The organism is Streptomyces sp. NPDC107575 (assembly GCF_055657265.1).
On sequence record NZ_JBVKBG010000001.1, the window covers coordinates 437,494 to 458,155 of the forward strand.

The 20,662-nt window shown below is 72.2% G+C and carries 21 protein-coding genes; 10 read left to right on the plus strand and 11 right to left on the minus strand.

All coding sequences use genetic code 11. The features are described 5' to 3' along the window. Nucleotides 1-70 precede the first annotated feature (70 nt). Nucleotides 71-2,173 (plus strand): SpoIIE family protein phosphatase, encoded by a 2,103-nt coding sequence (locus tag ACZ7L4_RS02040; protein ID WP_472098879.1) that lies wholly within the window; start codon nt 71-73, stop codon nt 2,171-2,173. A 13-nt stretch (nt 2,174-2,186) separates the two neighbouring features. Continuing rightward, on the plus strand, nt 2,187-3,050 hold the full coding sequence (locus ACZ7L4_RS02045; protein ID WP_472098881.1) for an Fpg/Nei family DNA glycosylase: 864 nt from the start codon (nt 2,187-2,189) through the stop codon (nt 3,048-3,050). A gap of 4 nt (nt 3,051-3,054) precedes the next feature. On the opposite strand, the gene ACZ7L4_RS02050 is transcribed toward ACZ7L4_RS02045, so the two are convergent. Next, complete coding sequence (locus ACZ7L4_RS02050; protein WP_472098883.1) at nt 3,055-3,711, minus strand: zf-HC2 domain-containing protein; 657 nt, start codon at nt 3,709-3,711, stop codon at nt 3,055-3,057. A gap of 80 nt (nt 3,712-3,791) precedes the next feature. Between ACZ7L4_RS02050 and ACZ7L4_RS02055 the strand changes: the two genes are divergently transcribed. From ACZ7L4_RS02055 to ACZ7L4_RS02070, 4 genes are all read left to right on the plus strand, one after another. Next, nucleotides 3,792-4,526, plus strand: coding sequence for a LytR/AlgR family response regulator transcription factor (locus ACZ7L4_RS02055; RefSeq protein ID WP_472098885.1), 735 nt, complete (start codon nt 3,792-3,794; stop codon nt 4,524-4,526). A 179-nt stretch (nt 4,527-4,705) separates the two neighbouring features. Next, the gene (locus ACZ7L4_RS02060) at nt 4,706-5,047 is read left to right on the plus strand and encodes a DUF485 domain-containing protein (protein WP_472100351.1); all 342 of its coding nucleotides are present in this window, start codon (nt 4,706-4,708) and stop codon (nt 5,045-5,047) included. After that, complete coding sequence (locus ACZ7L4_RS02065) at nt 5,044-6,612, plus strand: sodium/solute symporter (RefSeq protein ID WP_472098887.1); 1,569 nt, start codon at nt 5,044-5,046, stop codon at nt 6,610-6,612. The genes ACZ7L4_RS02060 and ACZ7L4_RS02065 overlap by 4 nt, the downstream gene beginning before the upstream one ends. Continuing rightward, nucleotides 6,609-7,802: a sensor histidine kinase gene (locus ACZ7L4_RS02070; protein WP_450817797.1), complete on the plus strand. Its 1,194-nt coding sequence runs from the start codon at nt 6,609-6,611 to the stop codon at nt 7,800-7,802. Before ACZ7L4_RS02065 ends, ACZ7L4_RS02070 begins: the two co-directional genes overlap by 4 nt. A gap of 15 nt (nt 7,803-7,817) precedes the next feature. Here ACZ7L4_RS02070 and ACZ7L4_RS02075 read toward each other — a convergent pair whose 3' ends face one another. From ACZ7L4_RS02075 to ACZ7L4_RS02090, 4 genes are all read right to left on the minus strand, one after another. After that, complete coding sequence (locus ACZ7L4_RS02075) at nt 7,818-8,339, minus strand: hypothetical protein (RefSeq protein WP_450817798.1); 522 nt, start codon at nt 8,337-8,339, stop codon at nt 7,818-7,820. A 147-nt stretch (nt 8,340-8,486) separates the two neighbouring features. Continuing rightward, a complete protein-coding gene (locus tag ACZ7L4_RS02080) occupies nt 8,487-9,032 on the minus strand; it encodes a sigma-70 family RNA polymerase sigma factor (RefSeq protein WP_450817799.1) in 546 nt (181 codons plus the stop codon). A 129-nt stretch (nt 9,033-9,161) separates the two neighbouring features. Then, nucleotides 9,162-10,583: an amino acid permease gene (locus ACZ7L4_RS02085; protein ID WP_472098889.1), complete on the minus strand. Its 1,422-nt coding sequence runs from the start codon at nt 10,581-10,583 to the stop codon at nt 9,162-9,164. Between the two features lie 110 nt (nt 10,584-10,693). After that, nucleotides 10,694-11,155 (minus strand): universal stress protein, encoded by a 462-nt coding sequence (locus tag ACZ7L4_RS02090; protein ID WP_450817801.1) that lies wholly within the window; start codon nt 11,153-11,155, stop codon nt 10,694-10,696. A 99-nt stretch (nt 11,156-11,254) separates the two neighbouring features. Between ACZ7L4_RS02090 and ACZ7L4_RS02095 the strand changes: the two genes are divergently transcribed. After that, on the plus strand, nt 11,255-12,079 hold the full coding sequence (locus ACZ7L4_RS02095) for a polysaccharide deacetylase family protein (protein ID WP_472098891.1): 825 nt from the start codon (nt 11,255-11,257) through the stop codon (nt 12,077-12,079). Nucleotides 12,080-12,102: 23 nt separating this feature from the next. On the opposite strand, the gene ACZ7L4_RS02100 is transcribed toward ACZ7L4_RS02095, so the two are convergent. From ACZ7L4_RS02100 to ACZ7L4_RS02120, 5 genes are all read right to left on the minus strand, one after another. Beyond that, nucleotides 12,103-12,762 carry a class F sortase gene (locus ACZ7L4_RS02100; RefSeq protein ID WP_472098893.1) on the minus strand — a complete coding sequence of 220 codons (660 nt, stop codon included), beginning with the start codon at nt 12,760-12,762 and terminating at the stop codon, nt 12,103-12,105. A 16-nt stretch (nt 12,763-12,778) separates the two neighbouring features. After that, nucleotides 12,779-13,279 carry a hypothetical protein gene (locus ACZ7L4_RS02105; RefSeq protein ID WP_472098895.1) on the minus strand — a complete coding sequence of 167 codons (501 nt, stop codon included), beginning with the start codon at nt 13,277-13,279 and terminating at the stop codon, nt 12,779-12,781. A gap of 141 nt (nt 13,280-13,420) precedes the next feature. Then, nucleotides 13,421-13,675 (minus strand): hypothetical protein, encoded by a 255-nt coding sequence (locus tag ACZ7L4_RS02110; protein ID WP_472098897.1) that lies wholly within the window; start codon nt 13,673-13,675, stop codon nt 13,421-13,423. 46 nt (nt 13,676-13,721) lie between these two features. Continuing rightward, complete coding sequence (locus ACZ7L4_RS02115; RefSeq protein WP_472098899.1) at nt 13,722-14,483, minus strand: bestrophin-like domain; 762 nt, start codon at nt 14,481-14,483, stop codon at nt 13,722-13,724. Nucleotides 14,484-14,510: 27 nt separating this feature from the next. Beyond that, complete coding sequence (locus ACZ7L4_RS02120; RefSeq protein ID WP_472098900.1) at nt 14,511-15,074, minus strand: hypothetical protein; 564 nt, start codon at nt 15,072-15,074, stop codon at nt 14,511-14,513. A 237-nt stretch (nt 15,075-15,311) separates the two neighbouring features. On the opposite strand from ACZ7L4_RS02120, the gene ACZ7L4_RS02125 reads away from it, so the two are divergent. From ACZ7L4_RS02125 to ACZ7L4_RS02135, 3 genes are all read left to right on the plus strand, one after another. Next, nucleotides 15,312-16,289 carry an SCO0930 family lipoprotein gene (locus ACZ7L4_RS02125; RefSeq protein ID WP_472098902.1) on the plus strand — a complete coding sequence of 326 codons (978 nt, stop codon included), beginning with the start codon at nt 15,312-15,314 and terminating at the stop codon, nt 16,287-16,289. 304 nt (nt 16,290-16,593) lie between these two features. Further along, a complete protein-coding gene (locus ACZ7L4_RS02130) occupies nt 16,594-17,409 on the plus strand; it encodes an SAM-dependent methyltransferase (RefSeq protein WP_472098904.1) in 816 nt (271 codons plus the stop codon). 86 nt (nt 17,410-17,495) lie between these two features. Next, the gene (locus ACZ7L4_RS02135; protein ID WP_472100353.1) at nt 17,496-19,646 is read left to right on the plus strand and encodes a putative bifunctional diguanylate cyclase/phosphodiesterase; all 2,151 of its coding nucleotides are present in this window, start codon (nt 17,496-17,498) and stop codon (nt 19,644-19,646) included. Nucleotides 19,647-19,650: 4 nt separating this feature from the next. Here the strand turns inward: ACZ7L4_RS02135 and ACZ7L4_RS02140 are convergent, their stop codons facing one another. Further along, nucleotides 19,651-20,544 (minus strand): LysR family transcriptional regulator, encoded by an 894-nt coding sequence (locus ACZ7L4_RS02140; RefSeq protein ID WP_472098906.1) that lies wholly within the window; start codon nt 20,542-20,544, stop codon nt 19,651-19,653. Between the last annotated feature and the right edge of the window lie 118 nt (nt 20,545-20,662).

A 20,662-nucleotide genomic window follows, 5' to 3' on the forward strand; every position in this document is an offset into this window, starting at 1 on the left:
CAGTGTGTCCCCGGTTCCGCATCAAGGTCACGACGTGCGGGCACAGGGGGCTCGGCCTAGCGTGGGGCCCATGGGCGCGGGTGACGGGGGCGGCGAGGAGCCCGGGAGCGCCCCAGGCGGCGAGAGCCCGGAGGACACCTCACGCGGATTTCTGGAGGCCTACGGCCGCGGGCTGCGCATGGGCAGCTTCGACTGGGACCTCGACACCGGCCTGATGGCGATGGACGCCCAGGCCCACGAGGTCTTCGACCTGCGCCCCGAGGAGTACGACGACCACCCGGAGACGCTGGCCGTGCGGGTGCCGGTCAGCGAGGGCGGACGGCTCGACGGCCTCGTGGCGCGGGCCCTGAAGAGCGGCGAGGAGACCTACGGGACGTACTTCCGCATCCGTACCCGCACGGGCGACATGCGCTGGACCCACACGCGCGGCTACATCCGACGCGACGAGCACGGCCGCCCGCGCCGCATCGTGGGCATCGTCCGCGACGCCACCGACGAGCTGAACGACGCCACCGTGCACGCCGAGCGCGAGGCCCGGCGTGCCCTGCGCAGCGGCGACACCGGCGTCGTGCAGAGCACCACGGCCGCCCTCGCGCACGCCCGCACCGTCCAGGACGTCATCGACGTGCTGCGCGACACCCACGGCGTCGACGAGCGCGGCTCGGCCAGCTTCGTCATGGGCCTGGTCAGGGCGGGGCGCATCCACCTCGTGGCCGAGGGGCCCCAGGGCACCTTCGTGCCGGGCATCCACGCCACCCGCATCGACGATCCGTACCCGATGAGCGAGGCCGTGCGCAGCCTCCAGCCGCGCTTCATCGAGTCGCCGCAGGAGTTCGCCGCCGACTACCCCGAGCTGTGGCCGCACATCTCCCACATGGAGATCACCTCCGCCGCCTACCTGCCGCTCATCGCGCAGGCCAAGCCCATCGGCGTGGTCGGCCTGCTCTTCCACGACCGCCAGGGCTTCACCGACTCCGAGCGCAACGTCATGGTCGCGCTCGGCAGCAGCATCGCGCAGAGCCTCCAGCGCGCCATGTTCTACGAGCAGGAGAAGGACCTGGCCCAGGGCCTCCAGCAGGCCATGCTGCCGCGCACCATCCCCGACGTGCCGGGCGCCGACCTCGCCGTCCGCTACCGCGCGGCCTCCCTCGGCCGGGACATCGGCGGCGACTGGTACGACGTGATCCCGCTGCCCGGCGGCCGGGTCGGCGCGGTCATCGGCGACGTCCAGGGCCATGACACGCACGCCGCCGCCGTCATGGGCCAGCTGCGCATCGTGCTGCGCGCCTACGCCGCCGAGGGCCACACGCCCGCCACCGTCATGGCCCGCGCCTCCTCCTTCCTGCACGAACTCGACACCGACCGCTTCGCGACCTGCCTGTACGCGGAGGCCGACCTGTCGACCGGCGTCGTCCAGCTCGTGCGGGCCGGACACCTCGACCCGCTGCTGCGCCTGACCGGCGGGAACTGCCGCAGGCTCGCGGTCGCGGGCGGCCTCCCGCTCGGCCTGTCCGCCGAGTTCGGGCGCCTCGAATACCCGGTGACCACCGCCGAACTCGACCCCGGTGAGGCGCTCGTGATGTGCACCGACGGCCTCGTCGAGCGGCCCGGCACCGACCTCGACGACGGGCTCCAGACCCTCACCACGCTCATCGGCACGGGCCCTGACGACCTCGACCTGCTGGCGGACCGGCTCGTCGCCTCCGTCGAGGACCGCGACACCGAGGACGACGTGGCGCTGCTGCTCCTGCGCCGCCGCGGCGCGGGCGCCGTCCAGAGCGGCGGCCGGCTCACCGAACACGTGCCGCCCGGCGACCCGGACGCGCTGAGGGCGGCCCGCCACATGATCCGGCACGCCGTCCGCGCCTGGGGAGCGCGGGACAGCGCCGACGAGATCGAACTCGTCGCCGACGAGATGATCACCAACGCCCTCATGCACACCGAAGGCCCCGCCATCGTCACCCTGCGCGTCCTGACCGGCGCCGACCGCAGACTCAGGGTCGACGTGGAGGACACCTCCAGCGCCCTGCCGCGCCGCCGCGAGGCGGGCGAGGACGGCGTCTCGGGGCGCGGCCTGTTCCTCGTCGACCAGCTCGCCGACGTGTGGGGCGTGGAGGCGCGCGGCGTCGGCAAGTGCGTCTGGTGCGAATTCGTGGTGCCCGCGCGCGAATGAGAGGCTGGAGGGCATGCCGGAGCTTCCCGAGGTCGAAGCGCTCAAGGACTTCCTCACCGAGCGCCTGGTGGGACACGACATCGTGCGCGTCCTGCCGGTCGCGGTGAGCGTCCTGAAGACGTACGACCCGCCGCTCACCGCGCTGGAGGGCCGCACGGTCACGGCCGTGGCACGGCACGGCAAGTTCCTCGACCTGAGCACGGGGGACGGGCCCCACCTCGTCACCCACCTGGCCCGCGCGGGCTGGCTGCAGTGGAAGGACCGGCTCCCCGACGGCCCGCCCAAACCCGGCAAGGGCCCCCTCGCGCTGCGCGTCGCCCTGGAGACCGGCGAGGGCTTCGACCTCACCGAGGCCGGCACCACGAAGAAGCTCGCCGTGTACGTGGTCCGGGACCCCGGCGAGGTGCCGGGCGTCGCCCGCCTCGGCCCCGACCCGCTCGCGGACGACTTCGACGAGCCGGCGTTCGCCCGCCTCCTGACGGGGGAGCGGCGCCAGATCAAGGGCGCCCTGCGCGACCAGTCCCTCATCGCGGGCATCGGCAACGCCTACAGCGACGAGATCCTGCACGCCGCCCGCATGTCCCCGTTCAAGCCGACGTCCGGGCTGAGCGCCGACGACGTGCACACCCTGTACGAGGCGATGCGCACGACGCTGACCGAAGCCGTCGAACGCTCGCGCGGGGTCGCCGCCGGGAAGCTCAAGGCCGAGAAGAAGAGCGGCCTGCGCGTGCACGGACGGGCCGGGGAGGCGTGCCCCGTGTGCGGGGACACCGTGCGCGAGGTCAGCTTCAGCGACAGCTCGCTCCAGTACTGCCCGACCTGCCAGACGGGCGGCAAGCCACTGGCCGACCGGCGGATGTCGCGGCTGCTGAAATAGCCGGTCACCGCAGGGGCAGCGTCAGCAGCGGGACTCCGTCCGCCGCCCGCACCTCGAACCGCGCGAGATCCGCGGGCCGCGCCGCCGCCCCGCCGTCCAACGCCACCGCGTCCCCGCGCACGGTCCACGTCGCCACCGTCTGCTCCGAGCCGTCCCGGCCCACCGCGACCAGCTCGCACACCCGTGGCCCGCCCGAGTCCCTTACGTCCAGGCCCACTTGGGTGCCCCAGTCCCGGTCGTCCGCGGTCACGGTCGCCGCCACGCCGGTCCGGGCGTCGTGCCCGCTCAAGGTCGCCGTGTGCCCGGGAGGACCGGCACCGGCCCCGGTGAACATCGCGACGCCCTGCCCCGCCGCGGCGAGCACCAGCACCGCCGCGACGGCCGCACCCCACAGGCGGCGCCGCGTCCTGCGGTGCAGCGCCCCGAGCCGGTCCACGGCCCGGTCGAGAAAGGTCGGCGCGGGGCGCGCGAGCACCTCCACACACGGCGGCGTCGCCCGCGCGTACACCGCCAACGCACCGGCCGTGGGCGACAGTTCGCCCACAAGTGCCGCGCACGCGGCGCACTCGGGCAGATGATCCTCGAAGCGGAAGCGTTCCGCGGGGTCGAGAACCCCCAGCGCGTAGGCGCCTACGTCGCGATGCCGTTCCAGGGACCACATGCCTTCCTCCGTCTTGTCGCCCACCGGTACGCAGGAGGCGGCTGATTCATTCAAGCGACCGCGCGATTACACTCCGCCGCATGTTGCGCGTACTGGCCGTCGACGACGAGGAACCCGCCCTCGCCGAACTCCTGTACCTCCTGCGGGCCGACCCGCGCGTGCGCAGCGCCGAGGGCGCCACCGACGCCAACGAGGCGCTGCGCCGCATCGGCCGGGCCCTGGAGGGCGGCGACGGCGCGATCGACGTCCTCTTCCTCGACATCCAGATGGCGGGCCTGACAGGACTCGACGTGGCGCGCCTCCTCGCCGGCTTCGCCCGGCCCCCGCTCGTCGTCTTCGTCACCGCCCACGAGGACTTCGCGGTCAAGGCCTTCGACCTGAAGGCCGTCGACTACGTCCTCAAACCGGTGCGCCGCGAGCGCCTCGCGGAGGCCGTCGGCCGGGTCACCGAACGCGTCGCGAGCAGCCCGCCCCCGGCCACCGTCGCCGACCGCATCCCCGTCGAACTCGGCGGCATCACCCGGCTCGTGGCCGTCGCCGACATCACCTACGCCGAGGCCCAGGGCGACTACGCGCGCCTGCACACCCAGGACGGCGTCAGTCACCTGGTGCGGATACCGCTCAGCACCCTGGAGGAACGCTGGCAGGAACTCGGCTTCGTCCGCGTCCACCGCAGCCACCTGGTCGCCCTCCACCGCATCGACGAACTCCGCCTCGACGGCGCCGGAATGACGGTCCGGATCGGCGAGGCGGAAATCGCGGTGAGCCGCAGACACGCAAGCCGGGTACGAGAACTCCTGATGCGTAGACCGTGAGCGCTTCGCTTGCCGGTCAAGCCCGGTGCCGGCAAATCAAGCCCCGCCGGCGATTGAGGCGCGGGGTCCGGGGCAGAGCCCCGCGACCGCAACCCCGTGGGGCCGGGAGCAACCCCTTCCGCGAACCAACCTCACCTGCCTAAACTCCGCCCGTGCCCGATCACCCCCAACGCGAAACCGTGACCGGCGAACCCCGCCAGGTCCCCGGCCCGGCGGGCCTCCGTACGCAGTGGGAGATCGACGAACAAACCACCCTGGGCGCCGCCTACGTCCGCTCCCTCATGCGCAGCCAACTCCGCGCCGGCATCACCGCGTTCGCCCTCCTCGCCGTCCCGGTCGCCGTCCTGCCCCTCTTCTTCGGCGCCCTGCGCAACGCCCCCGTGCAATGGCTCGTCCTCGGCTTCGGCTGCTACCCGTTCCTCGTGCTGATCGCCTGGTGGTACGTCCGCCGCGCCGAGCGCAACGAACGCGACTTCGCCGACCTGGTGCGCGGCCGCCCCGCCGACCACGGAGCGCCGTGAACGAGGCGTACGCGATCCCGGCGGTGGCCGTCGTCGTCCTCGCCACCGTCCTCATCGGCGGCTTCGGCCTGCGCGTCTCCCGCACGACGTCCGACTTCTACGTGGCGTCCCGCACGGTCGGCCCCCGGCTCAACGCGGCGGCGATCAGCGGCGAGTACCTCTCGGCGGCCTCCTTCCTCGGCATCGCGGGCCTGCTCCTCATCCACGGCCCCGACATGCTCTGGTACCCGGTCGGCTACACGGCGGGCTACCTCGTCCTCCTGGTGTTCGTCGCGGCGCCGCTGCGCCGCTCGGGCGCGTACACGCTTCCCGACTTCGCCGAGGGGCGGCTCGAATCCCGGCAGGTGCGGCGCGTGGTCAGCCTGTTCGTGGTCGGGGCGGGCTGGCTGTATCTGGTCCCGCAGCTCCAGGGCGCGGGCCTCACGCTGCAGATCCTCACCGGCGCTCCCCGCTGGTTCGGGGCGGCACTCGTCGCCGCGGTCGTGGTGCTCGCGGTCGCGGCGGGCGGCATGCGCTCGATCACCTTCGTCCAGGCCTTCCAGTACTGGCTCAAGCTCACCGCCCTCCTGGTGCCCGCCTTCTTCCTCCTGCTGGCCTGGCGCGGCAACGGCGCCCCGCCACCGGAGGCCGCGACCCTCACCCCGCCGTCCGCGGGCGTCGGCGCGGGCCAGCCCCTTGCCACCAGCCGCGCCGACCACCCGCTCTACGCCACGTACGGACTGATCGTCGCCACGTTCCTGGGCACGATGGGCTTGCCGCACGTCGTCGTCCGCTTCTACACCAGCCCCAACGGCCGCGCGGCCCGCCGCACCACCGTCGTGGTCCTCGCCCTGATCGGCCTCTTCTACCTCCTGCCGCCCGTGTACGGCTGGCTGGGCCGCCTGTACGCGCCCGAACTCACCGCGACCCAGGATGCCGACGCCACCGTGCTGCTGCTGCCGGGACGCGTCTTCGACGGAGTGGCGGGCGACCTCCTGGGCGCGCTGGTCGCGGGCGGCGCCTTCGCGGCGTTCCTGTCCACCGCGTCGGGGCTGACGATGGCGGTCGCCGGGGTCGTCAGCCAGGACGTGCTGCAGGCGCGCGGCGTACGGCACTTCCGGCTCGCCGTGTTGCTCGCGATCGCGATGCCGCTCGGCGGGGCGCTCCTGGTGGACGGGGTGCCGGTGGCGGACGCGGTGGGCATGGCGTTCGCGGTGTCGGCGTCCTCGTTCTGCCCGCTGCTCATCCTGGGCATTTGGTGGCGCCGCCTGACCCCGCCGGGGGCGCTCGCGGGCCTGTTCCTCGGCGGCGGCTCGGCCCTGGTGGCGGTGACGCTGACGGTGGCCGGGCCGGTCACCTCGGGCTGGCTGCACACGCTGCTCGCCTGGCCGGCCGTGTGGTCGGTGCCGGTCGGCTTCCTGGCGATGATCCTCGTGTCCCTGGCGACGCGGGACGCGATCCCGCCGCACACGACCGCGACGATGACGCGGCTGCACCTTCCGGAGTCGCTGAAGGCATCCGGGCGCGGGCTCGAGCCGTCGGCCGGCCGGGCGCGTGCGGGGGAGCCGGGAGGCGGTCCCGAGTGAGCGGCACCGTCACCGCGGTCCTGATCGCCCTGTGCCCGCTGCTGCTGGGCGCGGGCTTCCTGCTCGGGCGGCGCACCGCCCACCCCGACGGGCGCAGCGACGTCGGCACGCCCGTGGAGCGCGCCACCTTCGAGACCCTGCACACCGCCTCCCTTGCCGCCCCGGCGCTGCGCGCGGGCCTCACCGAGGACACGGCCCGCAAGTCCGCCCGCCGCCTGCGCACGCTGCTCGGCACCGACGCCCTCGCCGTCACCAACCGCTCCACGGTCCTCGCCTGGGACGGGACGGCCGAACACGCCCACGCCGCGCACGTGATGGAGCGCGTCGAGCCGGTGCTCGCCGGGGGCCGCAGCGCCGCGTTCGGCTGCGGCTGCCCGAACGACGACTGCCCGCTGCGGTGGGCGGTGGCGGCGCCCGTGGTCGCGGACGGCCGGGTGCTCGGGGCCGTCGTCGCCTACGCGGCCCGCGAGTCCGCGGTCCTCGCCCGCGCCACCGACGAGGTCGCCCGCTGGGTCTCCGTCCAGCTCGAACTCGCCGAACTCGACCGCTCCCGCACCCGGCTCATCGAGGCGGAGATCAAGGCGCTGCGCGCGCAGATCTCGCCGCACTTCATCTTCAACTCCCTCGCCGCGATCGCCTCGTTCGTCCGCACCGACCCCGAGCGGGCCCGCGAACTCCTCCTGGAATTCGCCGACTTCACCCGCTACTCGTTCCGCCGCCACGGCGACTTCACCACGCTCGCCGACGAACTGCACTCCATCGACCAGTACCTGGCCCTGGTGCGCGCCCGCTTCGGCGACCGGCTCTCCGTGACGTTGCAGATCGCCCCGGAGGTCCTCCCGGTCACGCTGCCGTTCCTGTGCCTGCAGCCGCTCGTCGAGAACGCGGTCAAGCACGGCCTGGAGGGCGCCGTCACCCGCAGCCGGATCTCCATCGGCGCCACCGACGCGGGCGCCGAGGCAGAGGTCGTCATCGAGGACGACGGAGTCGGCATGAACCCCGCCGAGCTCCGCGCGATCCTGCGCGGCGAGGGCGGCCACGGGCGCGGCATCGGCCTGTCGAACGTCGACGAACGCCTGCGCCAGGTCTTCGGCGACGCGTACGGCCTGGTGATCGAGACCGCGGAGGGCGCCGGCATGAAGATCACCATCCGCATCCCGAAGTACCGGGCGGGCGTGTACGCGCCGTAGCGTCCGCGGCCCCGCTCAGAACAGCGAGATCGCCAAGTGGCCGAGCGGTAAGCCCAGTTGCCAGGCCGGCGTCCACACCTGCGGGCCGTCCTCCTCGTCCGGCACCGGCACCGCGTCCAGGTCGGGGGCGAGCAGCTCGGTCTCCTCCAGCCATCTCCACGCGGCCTCGGCGAGCAGCAGGTCGGGCGAGGGGCGCCGGGCCCGCGCGTCCCGGTCGAGCCGCTCCGCGAAGCGGTCCCGCACCCACGACTGCCACGGCTGGTCGTACGCCGTCAGCGACAGCCAGTTCTCCAGCTGGGACACGACGCGGATCCCGGAGAGTTCGTCGCCCGCGTCGGACAGGAAGATCGTCAGCGCGAGCGCGTCACGGCCCGCCTTGAACTCGAAGGACGTGGGCGGCATCAGGTCGCCGGTCCGCAGCAACTCGTCCGCGATGTACTCCGCGTACAACCACGCCATGGGGACGACGAGTCCGTCGCCCGGTCCACCCTCGGCGCCGGACGTGCCGTCCGTGCCCTCATCGCTCCCGTACCGCATCGCCTTCCTGCCTTCCTCCGGTCCGTGTGCTGCTTCGGCCCCCGGACCCACCCGTCTCAACTCACCGGGGAGGACAGCGGATTACTCAACCGAGGAAAGGGTGTGCGGAGCAAGGCGCTTTACCGATGCTTGACCCGGCCTTCGGTTTCACCGCAGGTCGGGTGCGTATCCCGGAAGGACACGACGCAACGCCCGCAACGCGTAGTACGCACGGGACTTGACCGTACCGGGGGGAATGCCGAGTGTGTCTGCGGCCTCGGCCACACTAGCGCCCCTGAAGTAGACCTCGAGCAGAACCGCGCGGTGTTCGGGTGTGAGGGTCGCCACGGCGTCCCGCACGTCGAGCGCCGCCGCCGAGCGCTCCGCGTGGTCCGCGCACACCCGGGCGTTCTCCAGGACCGCGTCGCCCACCTCGGCGGGCCGCGAGAGCCGGGCCCTGCGCGCGTCGATGGCGAGCCGCCGCCCGACCGTGAACAGCCAGGGCCGCACCGACTCGTAGCGCGGATCGAGCGCCTCGGGATGCTGCCAGGCGCGTACGTACGTCTCCTGGACCAGGTCCTCCGCGCGCTGGGCGTCACCGTCGCACAGGCGCAGCAGGAACGAGAACAGCGGACCGCCGTGCTCCCGCTGGACCTGGGCGAGGTCCTCCTCCGTCGTCGTGGGTGTCGTGAGCGCCGTCGTCATGGGCGTCATGGCAGCGCAGCCCGACCCGCGCGCCCAGGGGACGCGCGGGGCTCTGCGGCGGGCGGGGCGAAGCCCTCGACGAGCGGTGCGGTGAGCGGGACGGGCGGAGTCCCGCGGGCCAGTGCGGAATCAGCCGAATCAGTCGGATGTGCGGGCCAATTCGGACTTCCTGTAGGAGTAGCCGAAGTAGATGACCAGACCGACCAGGAACCACACGGCGAACCGCACCCACGTCTGCCACTGCAGGAACGTGATCAGCCAGATCGAGAACACGATGCCGATCGCGGGCACGAACGGCATGGCGGGCGTGCGGAAGGTGCGCGGCAGCTCCGGCTGGCGGTAGCGCAGCACGATCACCGCGACGCAGACCACGACGAACGCCAACAGGATGCCGATGTTGGTGAGTTCGGCGGCCTCGCCGATGGGCAGGAAGCCGGCGATGGCGGCGGAGCAGACGCCGACGATCCACGTCACGCGGGTCGGCACGTGTCGCGTCGGGTGGGTCTTGGCGAACCACTTCGGAAGCAGGCCGTCGCGCGACATCGCGAACCACACGCGCGTGACGCCCAGCATGAAGGTGAACATCACGGTGAGGATGCCGATGATCGCGCCCACCGCGATCACGTCCGCGAGGCCGCTGAGGCCCACCGACTTGAACGCGGTCGAGAAGCCGCTCTCGGGGTCGATGTCCTTGTAGTTCTGCATGCCGGTCAGGACGAGGCAGGCGAGCACGTACAGGACCATCGAGATGATCAGCGAGTAGATGATCGCCTTCGGCATGTGCCGCTGCGCGTCCTTCGACTCCTCGGCCGCCGTCGACATGGCGTCGTAGCCGAAGACCGCGAAGAAGACGGTGGCCGCGCCGGTGAACGCGCCGCTGACGCCGAACGGGAAGAACGGCGTGTAGTTGTCCGAGTTGATGTGGAAGACGCCGACGCCGATGACGAGCAGCACGACGAGGACCTTGAGCACGACCACGAAGGTCTCGAAGCGGGCCGCGTTCTTCATGCCCATGTTCAGCAGCCACGCGATGAGCAGACACAGCGCGGCGGCGAACAGGTCGACCTTGTGCCCGCTGCCGGTGCCCGGCGCGCCCAGCATCCAGCTGGGCAGGTCGAGACCCATCTCGCCCAGCAGGAAGCTGAAGTAGCCGGAGATCCCGATCGCGACGACGGCGACGATCGCCGTGTACTCCAGGAGCAGGTCCCAGCCGATGAACCAGCCGACGAGCTCACCGAGCACGGCGTAGCCGTAGGTGTACGCGGACCCGGCCTTCGGGATGAGCCCGGCGAACTCCGCGTACGACAGGGCGGCCGCGGCGCTCGCGACGCCCGCGATGAGGAACGAGATGAGGACCGCGGGCCCGGCCGTGCCGTTGGCGACGGTGCCTGCGAGGGTGAAGATGCCCGCGCCGATGATGCCGCCGACACCGATCGAGGTGAGCTGCCACAGCCCGAGGGAGCGGGTGAGCTTCCCGCCGGACTCGGTGTCCTCGATCTGCTCGATGGGTTTGCGGCGCAGTACGCCCTGCCCTCTCGAGATGTTCGGGGGGACGGCCATGGGGACCTCACCTCTTCGCTGCTGCGACGACGGCTGACGGCCGATCATGATGCCCCTGTGACAGCGGGTTCGGAAGACAGCAGCGCCGTAGAGGCACCCACGGAATTTGTTTACGGGACGACCGTGACCGGCCAGCGGCCGGCCTTCACCAGGCGTACGGCGACCGAGCCGACGATGCGGTGGCCCGCCTGCTCCGACGCGCCGACCACCACGGCGTCCGCCTTCAGCTCGTCGGCGGCCGTGACCAGGCCGTTGAACGGGTCGCCGCGGAAGGTGTGGAACTCCCAGCGCACGTCGTATATGCCCTTGACCCGCGCGGCCGAGGCGCGGATCTCCTGGATGAGCCCCTCCGCGATCTCGTCGGTCGTCTCGGCGACGGGCACCCCGAGCGCGGCCCCGCCCGTCATCACGGGCTGTACGTAGACCACGGCGAGCAGCGCGCGCTGCCTGCGGGCGAGACCCCCCGCGTAGGCCGCCGCGCGGAACGAGGAATCGGAGCCGTCGACACCCACGACGATCACTTTCGGTCCGTCGGTGCCACGTTCGAACTGATGGGGCTGCTCTTCGGTCACGCGGCAGAGGTTAACCGAGAAGCCGCCGATCAGGTGCTTTCCCGCGTCCCATCCGGTGGTTCCGTGCACGGCGCCCGCGTGCCGTGTCACGCATTAATCATGACAAAGCATCAGGACACCACGGGGCGGCGCGCATTGCTGCGCGGCTTCACCGCCGTCGGCCTGGCCGCGGTCACCGGATGCGCCGGGGCCGACCGGCAGGGCGCCGCCCCGGCCCCCGCGGGCGGGGCCGCCCGGCCGGTGCGCGAGCCGTCGACGTACCGGCTGCGCCCCCTGGCCGGACCCGGTGGCCCGCGCCGCGCCGCGCTGAAGGTGCGCAAGGCGCCCATCCTGAGGCTCGACACGAAACCCGGCGACCGGGCCATGGCTCTCACCTTCGACGACGGCCCCGACCCCGCGTACACCCCCGAGATCCTGCGGCTGCTGCGCGAGCACGACGTGCGCGCGACGTTCCTCGTGTGCGGGAACCGGGCGCGGGAGAGCCCCGACCTGCTGCGCAGGATGGCCGGCGAGGGGCATGTCATCGGCAACCACACCTGGACGCACCCGCTGCTGCTCAAGCTGGACAGGACGCGGATCCGCGCCGAGATCGAGCGCACCAGCGAGCTCGTCGAGCGGACGATCGGCGAGCCGCCGCTCTGGTTCCGGGCGCCCTACGGAGCGTGGAACCGCCACGTCTTCGAGCTGGGCACGGAACTCGGCATGGAACCGCTGGCCTGGACCGTGGACTCGCTCGACTGGGACAACCCCGGCGCTCCCACGGTGATCTCCCGGGTCGTGAACCGGGCGGCGCCCGGCGTGATCGTCCTCAACCACGACGCGGGAGGGGACCGCTCCCAGACGCTCACCGCCGTCCGCAGCTATCTGCCGCGCCTGCTGGAGGCCGGATACCGGATGACGGTGCCGCGCCCCTTCGGCGTGTGACAGGGCATCGGGGGCAGGCGGTGTCAGCGCGTCTTCACCAGGCGCGCGAACGCCACGACGTTGCCCTCGTAGCCCTCGCGCTTCGAGAAGCGGCCGCCGCACGTGATGAGCCGCAGCTCCGGTGTGGCGCCCGAGCGGTAGACCTTGCGGCCCGGAAAGCGGGACTTGGCGAACACCTCGACGCCGTAGACCCGGAAGACGGCCGTCCTGCCGTCCCTGCGGCGGATCTCCACGTGGTGGCCCTCGCGCAGCGAGCCCAGGCCGTAGAAGACGGCCGGGCCGCGCGCGTTGTCGACGTGGCCGACGACGACGGCGGTGCCGCGTTCGCCGGGCGCCGCCGCACCCGTGAACCAGCCCGCCAGGTTCGCCTCCTTCGGCGGCGGCGCGTCGATCCAGCCGTCCGCGTCGAGGCCGACCTCCGTCACCGGGGCGTCCACCCGGATCGCCGGGATCCGGACCCGCTCGACCGGCGAGAAGGGCAGCGGGCGGGCCGCCTTCGCCGCGGCAGGCTCCGGCGCGCGCCGTTCGGAGGCCGCGGCGGACGCGGGCTGCGGCGGCCCCGGGTCGAACTCTCCCGAACCGCTGCGGACGAGGGCGAGGCCGGTGAGCAGCACCAGCGCGAGCACGCCCCACGGGGCGCGTCTCCTCGGCCGTTCCTCGTCCGCGAAGCGCCAGTTCGACATGGGGAGGCGGCGCGGGTCAGGCGCGCTTGTCGCCGGTGCGGCGGCGCGCCACGACGTACGCGGTGCCGAGCGCGCCCGCGATCAGCGCGCCGCCGAGGGCGACCTCCTGCAGATCGAACCCGCCGGCACTGCCACCGATCCCGGCCTTGACGCCCTGGGGGACGGGGCTGGGCGAGGAGTCGGGGCGGCCGGTGGCGATGGTGAGGTCGGCCCTGCGGGGCTGGCCGCCGTCGCAGACGAACGTCACGGTGTAGGCGGCGCCCTGCTTCGCGTCCCAGTCGACGGGGACGGTGCGGGGGCCCTCGCCGGGTTCGATCGTGACGGAGTCGAAGATCCCGGCCGTCACTTCGGTCTTCCCCTTGCAGCCGCCGGCCGACAGGGTCACCTTGCCGCCCGCGGCGATCGTGGTGGGGGAGATGCTCGGACTGAAGCCGTCCTCGGCGACGGCCGACGGCGCGGCCAGGGTCAGCGCGGCGAGCGAGAGAGCGGCGGCGGATGCGGCGCGTATCGCGTGCATGGGGGTTCCTCCGGGTTCACGAGGAGCGGCAGCGGACCGGTTCCGCGCGTGGGGGACAGCCACCTCGATGCCCGACACGCTAGGGACGCCCCCGTACGGCCGCGATCCGTGTCGTACGAACGGGGCACACGTGTGGGCCGGTCAGGTGGCTTCCGGGCCGTGCTGATGCTCCGTCGGGCCGCCGGAGTGCCACACGTGCGGGCCCGCGCCGCGCCACTCCACGAGGTGCGGGTCGTCGAGCGTCACGTCCGACGCGCCGAACCCGGCGCGGCGCAGCAGCTCGGTCAGGTCCGCGTCGCTGTGGGCCAGGCCGAGCGCCTGGCCGCGCACGGAGACGTGCCGCCCACCCGCCGGTGCGGGCGGGTGGACGACGATCGGGGCGTGCCATCGGGTCATGCACCACAGAGTGCTGCGCCCCGGGGCGGAGCGCAGCACGAAGCGGTCACTGGGCGCCGGGGAACAGCAACAGGAACGGCTCCGCCGTGGCCGCGACGCCCCGGCTGTACGGCGCGTCGAGGTCCCAGATCAGGAAGAGCAGGAACGCGATCAGGGACGAGAAGAGCCCGGCGAGGAGCAGTTCGCGCCTGGTGCGCCTGATCTGCAGCGCGAAGATCATGCCGATGGTGACCAGGGCCCCGGCGACCAGGCCGAACCAGACGACGCCCGGCATGGTCGCGCCCGTCGAGTCCTCGCGGGCGCCGCGCGCCTCGTCGGCGGCCGTCACCTGGTCGAGCAGCGGCTGGTAGGCCTGCGCCTGGAAGTCGTCCTTCGGCTCGAAGTCCGTGACGTCCTCGCGCACCTTCTGCAGCAGCGTGTCGCCCTTGGCGGTCAGCTCGCCCTTGTCGCGCATCGAGTCCCACTCGGTGGTGACGACATGGCTGACATACCTGTCGACATCCGCGCGAATGCGGTCCCGGGTCTCCGCCGGATAGACCCGGACGCGCTCATGGATCTCGTGCAGCGCCTGCGCCTCGTTGCGTACGTGGTCCTCGGCGGCGCTGCGGCCCTCCCAGACGCCGGCGATGGCGAGACCGAGGACGATCGCGTAGACCACGCCGATCATCATCGTCATGTACTCGATGACGTCGGGGGTCTCGGACGGATCGTCGTCATCGCCGATCCTGCGCTGCTGCAGGACCTGGACGACGAGGACGACACCGCAGACCGCGAGCATCGCGAGGGCGAGAACAAGCCATTCCGACATCGAAAGCTCCACAAGGGTTCAACAAGATCAGCGGGGACGCAGCGCGGCGACGGCGAGCACCGCGGGCGCGGTGATGAGCAGGGTGAGCGTGACCAGGGACGGTCCGCCGCGCGGCGGGGCGCGGTGGGCGGTGGGGCGGTACGCCGGGTAGTGCACCGGCTTCGGTTTCGGCGGGGGCTTCGTATGGGTCGGGGTCGGCTTCGGCTCGGGCTTCGGGGGCGGTGCGGGGGCCGGTGGCGGAGGCGGGGGAGGCGGCGGCGTCGGTGTGGGTGTCGGCGGAGGCGGCGGTGGTGGAGGGGGCGGAGGCGGCGGCGGAGGTGCCGGCTTGGGAGGCGGGGGCTTGGGCGCGGGCTTCTTCGGCGGGGGTGTGCTGGGGCCCGCGCTGCAGTCGACGCCGCTGCCGGAGACGGCCACCGCGTCGCCCGAGGAGCCGCCGTCGACGGAGGCGTACGCGCAGCTGTCGGCCGGGAGGGCAAGCGGCGCCGCGGTCGCGGCCGCGCTCGGCGCGCCGCACAGCCAGGCGGTGGCGAGCACCGCGACGACGCGGGTGACCAGGGCTGATCCGGGGCGCTTGGTTCGATGCACGACCATGATCCTGAGCAGCGGCGGGCCCCGGCACGCCGTCCCGGGCACGGAATGGCCCGATGGTGGGGAGCGGGAGCATTCGGGTTTGCCCACGTGCGCGGGCCTGCGCCCCTGGCGCACGCCCCTGCCGCACCGAAGAAATCTTCCCCCGCATTGAACACAGCCGTCACCGCCGCCCGTACCTAGGGCCATGTGCGGCCCGCCCGGGTCCGCACAACACCCAAGCAATGTGCGGGAGTTGAGATGAAGACCTCCTGGCGGAGCGCCTCGCTCGTAGCGACAGCTGCGGCCCTGCTGGCGCTGACGACGGCGTGCGGTCAGGACCAGGGAGACCAGGCGGCGACGGGGCAGAACGTGGGCAGCGCGGCCGACGCGCAGGGCGGCTACGGGTCCTCCGACGGCTACGGATCGGGCTCCGACGGCTACGGCTCCTCGGGCGCCGACAAGAGCGCGGCCAAGGCCAAGTCCGCGGGGCAGCTCGCCTCGTGGGACAGCAAGGAACTCGGCAAGGTGCTCACCGACAGCGACGGGATGACCCTGTACCGCTTCGACAAGGACACCGCGCAGCCGCCCAAGTCGAACTGCGACGCGGCGTGCCTCAAGGCGTGGCCCGCCGTCCCGGCGAGCGGCGCCAAGGCCGCGCCCGGGGTCGACAAGTCGCTGCTCGGCGAGGTGACGGCCGCCGACGGCACGAAGCAGCTGACGGTCGACGGCTGGCCCATGTACCACTACGCGATGGACAAGAAGGCCGGCGACGTCAAGGGCCAGGGCGTGGGCGGCACTTGGTGGGCCGCGGCCCCCGACGGCAAGAAGGCGAACAAGAAGGCCGAGGAGGAGGCCGGCGCGCAGCCCGCCGACCTCAAGGGCCTGTCCACGCGCAACGACCCGAAGCTCGGCGAGATCGTCGTCGACAAGAACGGCATGACGGTCTACCGCTTCCTCAAGGACTCGGCGTGGCCCATCAAGTCGAACTGCGTCGGCGCCTGCGCCGAGAAGTGGCCGGCCGTCGCTCCGGTTGCGAAGAACGACACGCAGAACATTCCACTGAAGGGATACATGACCTTCACAAGGCCCGACGGGGGCAAGCAGCAGACCTTGAACTGCTGGCCCGTCTACACCTTCTCCGGCGACAAAAAGCCAGGTGACACGAACGGTCAGGGCGTAGGAGGTACTTGGTACGCGGCGGCTCCGAATGGAAAGCCGGTAGGGGCGCCCAAGTAACAACTGGGAGGGTCCAGTGCGTCCGGTGAGGCGCTCACAGTAGAGTCGTCAACGGAATTGGCTCGTCGCCGGTCCGTTCCCCGCATGGCCAGGTCAGGCCGTGTGGAGGGAACGGGCCGGTTCTTTTCGTCGAGGAAGTCGAGGAAAGAGAAGGTTTCGGGATGGTTTCGGATCGTTGCCGATTGGCACGTGACGGAGGCAGTGACCGGGAACGGACGGTCAATTTCCGTTTTGACTCGCTCCTTTGGCGGTGGATCAGTAGCCTCGGCTCGAACACCGGCACGCCTACGCCATGGAGACCTTGATGCAGCGACCCGCCTGGGCCCCACAGGGCATCGACATCTCGGTGCCCAGTGTGTCCCGTATCTACGACTTTTACCTGGGCGGTTCGCACAATTTCGAGGTCGACCGGGAAGCCGCCCGCAAGGCCATGGAGTTCCTTCCGGGGCTGCCGAAGATCATGCAGGCGAACCGGGCGTTCATGCGGCGTGCCGTGCGGTACGCCGCGGAGGCCGGCATCACGCAGTTCCTCGACATCGGCTCCGGCATCCCGACGTTCGGCAACGTCCACGAGGTGGCCCAGCAGGCGAGCCCCGGAGCGAGCGTGGTGTACGTCGACCACGACCCGGTCGCGGTCGCGCACAGCAGGGCGGTCCTCGAGGACGTCCCGCGCACCGGAGTCGTCACGGCGGACCTGCGCAGGCCGCGGGAGATCCTGGAGAGCCCCGAAGTCGCCGAACTGCTGGACCTGGAGCGGCCGGTGGCCCTGCTCCTCGTCGCCGTACTGCACTTCATCGAGGAGGCCGACGACCCGTACGCGGCCGTGGCCGAACTCAGCGAGGCGCTGGCACCGGGCAGCCTGCTCATCGTGACGCATGCCTCCAATGAGGGCATGCCCATAGAGACGGAGCGGGCGGACGGGATGGTCGACGTCTACCGAAACGATGTCCGCAATCCGCTGATCATGCGGAACCGCGACGAGATCAAACGGTTCTTCAAGGGGTACGAGGTGGTCGCACCGGGCATCGTGGCGATGCCGGTGTGGCGGCCCGACACCGCCCCTGAGGACGAGGACCCGTACACCTTCGCGGGCTATGTGGGAGTGGGGCGCAAGGCGTGACTGCTGCATCCTCCCGGGGCACGAACCCCGGGTCCCGGGCCGGAAAAGCCGGCCGGACGGACAGGTCGGCACGGACCGATGACGGTATCGGCGGTGATGCGTCGGCCGGGCCGGAAGACAGAGTGCGCGGGTTCGCCACGCTCTGGAGCCGGGAGATCTTCCCGCTCACGGCGACCTCGCTGACCCGGCACGAGTTCGAGGCGGAACTCGTGCCGCTCGTGCGCCGGCTGCGCGCCGCACTCGCCGCGCGGACACTCGACCGGGCGGAGGCGCAGGCCGTCGGCGCGGCCCTGGTCGACGCGCACTGCACCGATCCCGAGGCACTCACCCACACACTCGACGTGGTGGAGACACACCTCGTCGGGCACTGCGGCGAAGAGGCGCCCACCGCGGAGCGCGCGGAGGAACTGCGCTCGCGCTGCGCCCGCATCCAGCACGCCATGGCCGCCGGGTTCGCGGCCGCGCTGCGGGAGCGCACCCGCGCGGAACAGGAGGCCATATCGCGCGCCGCGCTCGACGCCCGCAGCGCCGTGGCCGAGGCCCTGCACGCGAGCGAGGCCAAGTTCCGCGCGGTGTTCCACGGCGCCGCGATCGGCATCGGGATCGCCGACCTCGACGGCACCATCCTCGAGGTCAACGAGACGATGGTGCGGATGTTCGGCGGCAGCAGGCAGCAGCTGCTCAAGCGCAAGGCCCACCAGCTGACCCACCCCGAGGACGCCCCGCACATCTGGCGCATGTACCACGAGCTGGTGCAGGGGGAGCGCGAGCACTACCGGGTGGAGAAGGCGTACTCGCGCCCGGACGGCACCGCCCTGTGGACCAACCTGACGGTCTCGCTGCTGCGCGACGCGGACGGCGCCCCGCAGTACCAGCTGGCGCTCATGGAGGACGTGACCGAGCGCCGCCTGCTGAACCTGCGACTGCGCTACGAGGCCACCCACGACGCGCTCACCGGGCTCCCCAACCGCACCCTGTTCTTCGAGCGCCTGGAGAAGGTGCTCAGCGCGGGCAACGGGATGCGCTTCGGCCTGTGCTACCTCGACCTCGACGGCTTCAAGACCATCAACGACAGCCTCGGCCACGCGGCGGGCGACCGGCTCCTCGTCGAGGTCGCGGACCGCCTCCAGGCCTGCGCCACCGCGCCCGGCGAGATGGTCGCGCGGCTCGGCGGCGACGAGTTCGTGGCCCTGACCACCGGCAAGGACACCGAGGCCGAGGTCGACGAGCTGGCGGGCCGCATCATGCACGCCCTGGCCACGCCCATCCGCATCGACGGGCGCGAGCTCACCGTGCGCGGCTCGGTCGGCATCGTCGAGGGCCCGGCCGCCGAGCGCAGCCCCGCCGAGGTGCTGCGCAGCGCCGACATCACGATGTACCGGGCGAAGTCCGCGGGCGGCAACCGCTACGAGCTGGCCGACCCCGAGGCCGACGCCCGCGCCATCACCCGGCACGGCCTGACGACGGCGCTGCCCGCCGCCCTGGACCGCGGCGAGTTCTTCATCGAGTACCAGCCCCTGGTGCACCTCGGCGACGGCAGTGTGCGCGGCGCCGAGGCCCTGGTCCGCTGGCTGCACCCGCAGCACGGCGTGCTCGGCCCCGACCGCTTCATCCCGCTCGCCGAGCACACGGGCCTGATCGTGCCGCTCGGCCGCTGGGTCCTGGAGGAATCGGTCCGGCAGGCGCGGGTGTGGCAGGACCGGTACGAGGAGGCGGGCCCGTTCCGCATCAACGTCAACCTGTCCCCGATGCAGCTGACCCACCCCGGCCTGGTCGCGGACACGGTCGACATCCTGGAGCGTTTCGGCCTCGAACCGGACGCGCTGTGCCTGGAGGTCACGGAGTCGGCGCTGATCGGCGCGGACGACGACCTCCTCAAGCCCCTGCGCAGGCTCTCCGAGATGGGCGTCGACATCGCCCTCGACGACTTCGGCACCGGCTACTCGAACCTGGCGAACCTGCGGCGCCTGCCTGTGAACGTCCTCAAGCTGGACCGCTCCTTCACGCAGGGCATGCAGCAGTTCCCCGCGGACCCCGTCGACCTGAAGATCGTCGAGGGCATCGTCTCGCTGGCCCACAGCCTCGACCTCTCGGTCACGGTCGAGGGCGTCGAGACGGGGGCCCAGGCGGAGCAACTGCGCCACCTCGGCTGCGACACGGCCCAGGGCTGGTACTACGCCCGTCCCGGCCCGCCGGACCGCCTCCACGAACTGGCCCTGGCGGACGCGACCGGCTGAACCTTCAGGAGGAGCGGCCCTCGAACAACATCCGCTGCAGCTCGCGCGCCGCACGGGGAGGCGCCACGTCCGAGCGGTGCGCGAGGGCGATCGTGCGGCTCAGGCCGGGCTTGGCCAGCGGGGTGACCCGCAGGTCCGCCCCGGCCCGGTGCGCCACCATCCACGGCACCACCGCGACCCCGAGCCCGGCCCGGACGAACCCGAGGACCGCGTCCATCTCGCCGCCCTCCACCGCGAAGTCCGGCTCGAAGCCCTCGCCCCGGCACGCGGCGACGGTCAGCTCCCGCAGGTCGTACCCGTGCCGGAACATGACGAGCCGCTCGCCCTCCAGGTCGGAGATGCGCACGGACTTGCGGCCCCGCCACGGCGCGGGCGCGTCCTTGGACGACACCACGACCAGCTCCTCGCGCAGCAGCTCCACCGTCGTCAGGGCGGGCGCGGGCGCCGGCAGCGGGAGCACGACGAGCGCGAGGTCGAGGGCGCCGCGCGCCAGTTCCCGTACGAGGTCGTGGGAGCCGCCCTCCTCGATCATCAGCTGGATGCCCGGGTAGCGGTCGTGGAAGGAGCGCAGCACGTCCGGCAGCAGGCCCGTGCACAGTGACGGCGTCGCGCCGAGCCGCACCCGGCCCCGCTTGAGCTGCGCCAGCTCCTGCACCTCGTGCCGCGCCGTGTCCGCGTCGGCGAGGATCCGGCGGGCGAGCGGCAGGAGCGCCTCCCCGGCGTCGGTCAGCGAGATGTTTCCGCGCGCCCGCAGGAACAGATCGACGCCCAGCTCCCGCTCGAGCGCCCGGATCTGCTGGGACAGCGACGGCTGCGCGACATGCACCAGCTCGGCGGCGCGCGTGAAGTGCCGGGTCTCCGCGACCGCGACGAAGTACTGGAGCTGCTGGAACTGCATGTCGGCCAGCATAGCCCCTCGATAGCGAATGCCTATGGAAATGAGGCCGACCATGTCTTGGACCGATCGGGCCCTTGGGCTCTAGCGTCTTGACCCATGGCTCTGGCAACGCGGACGG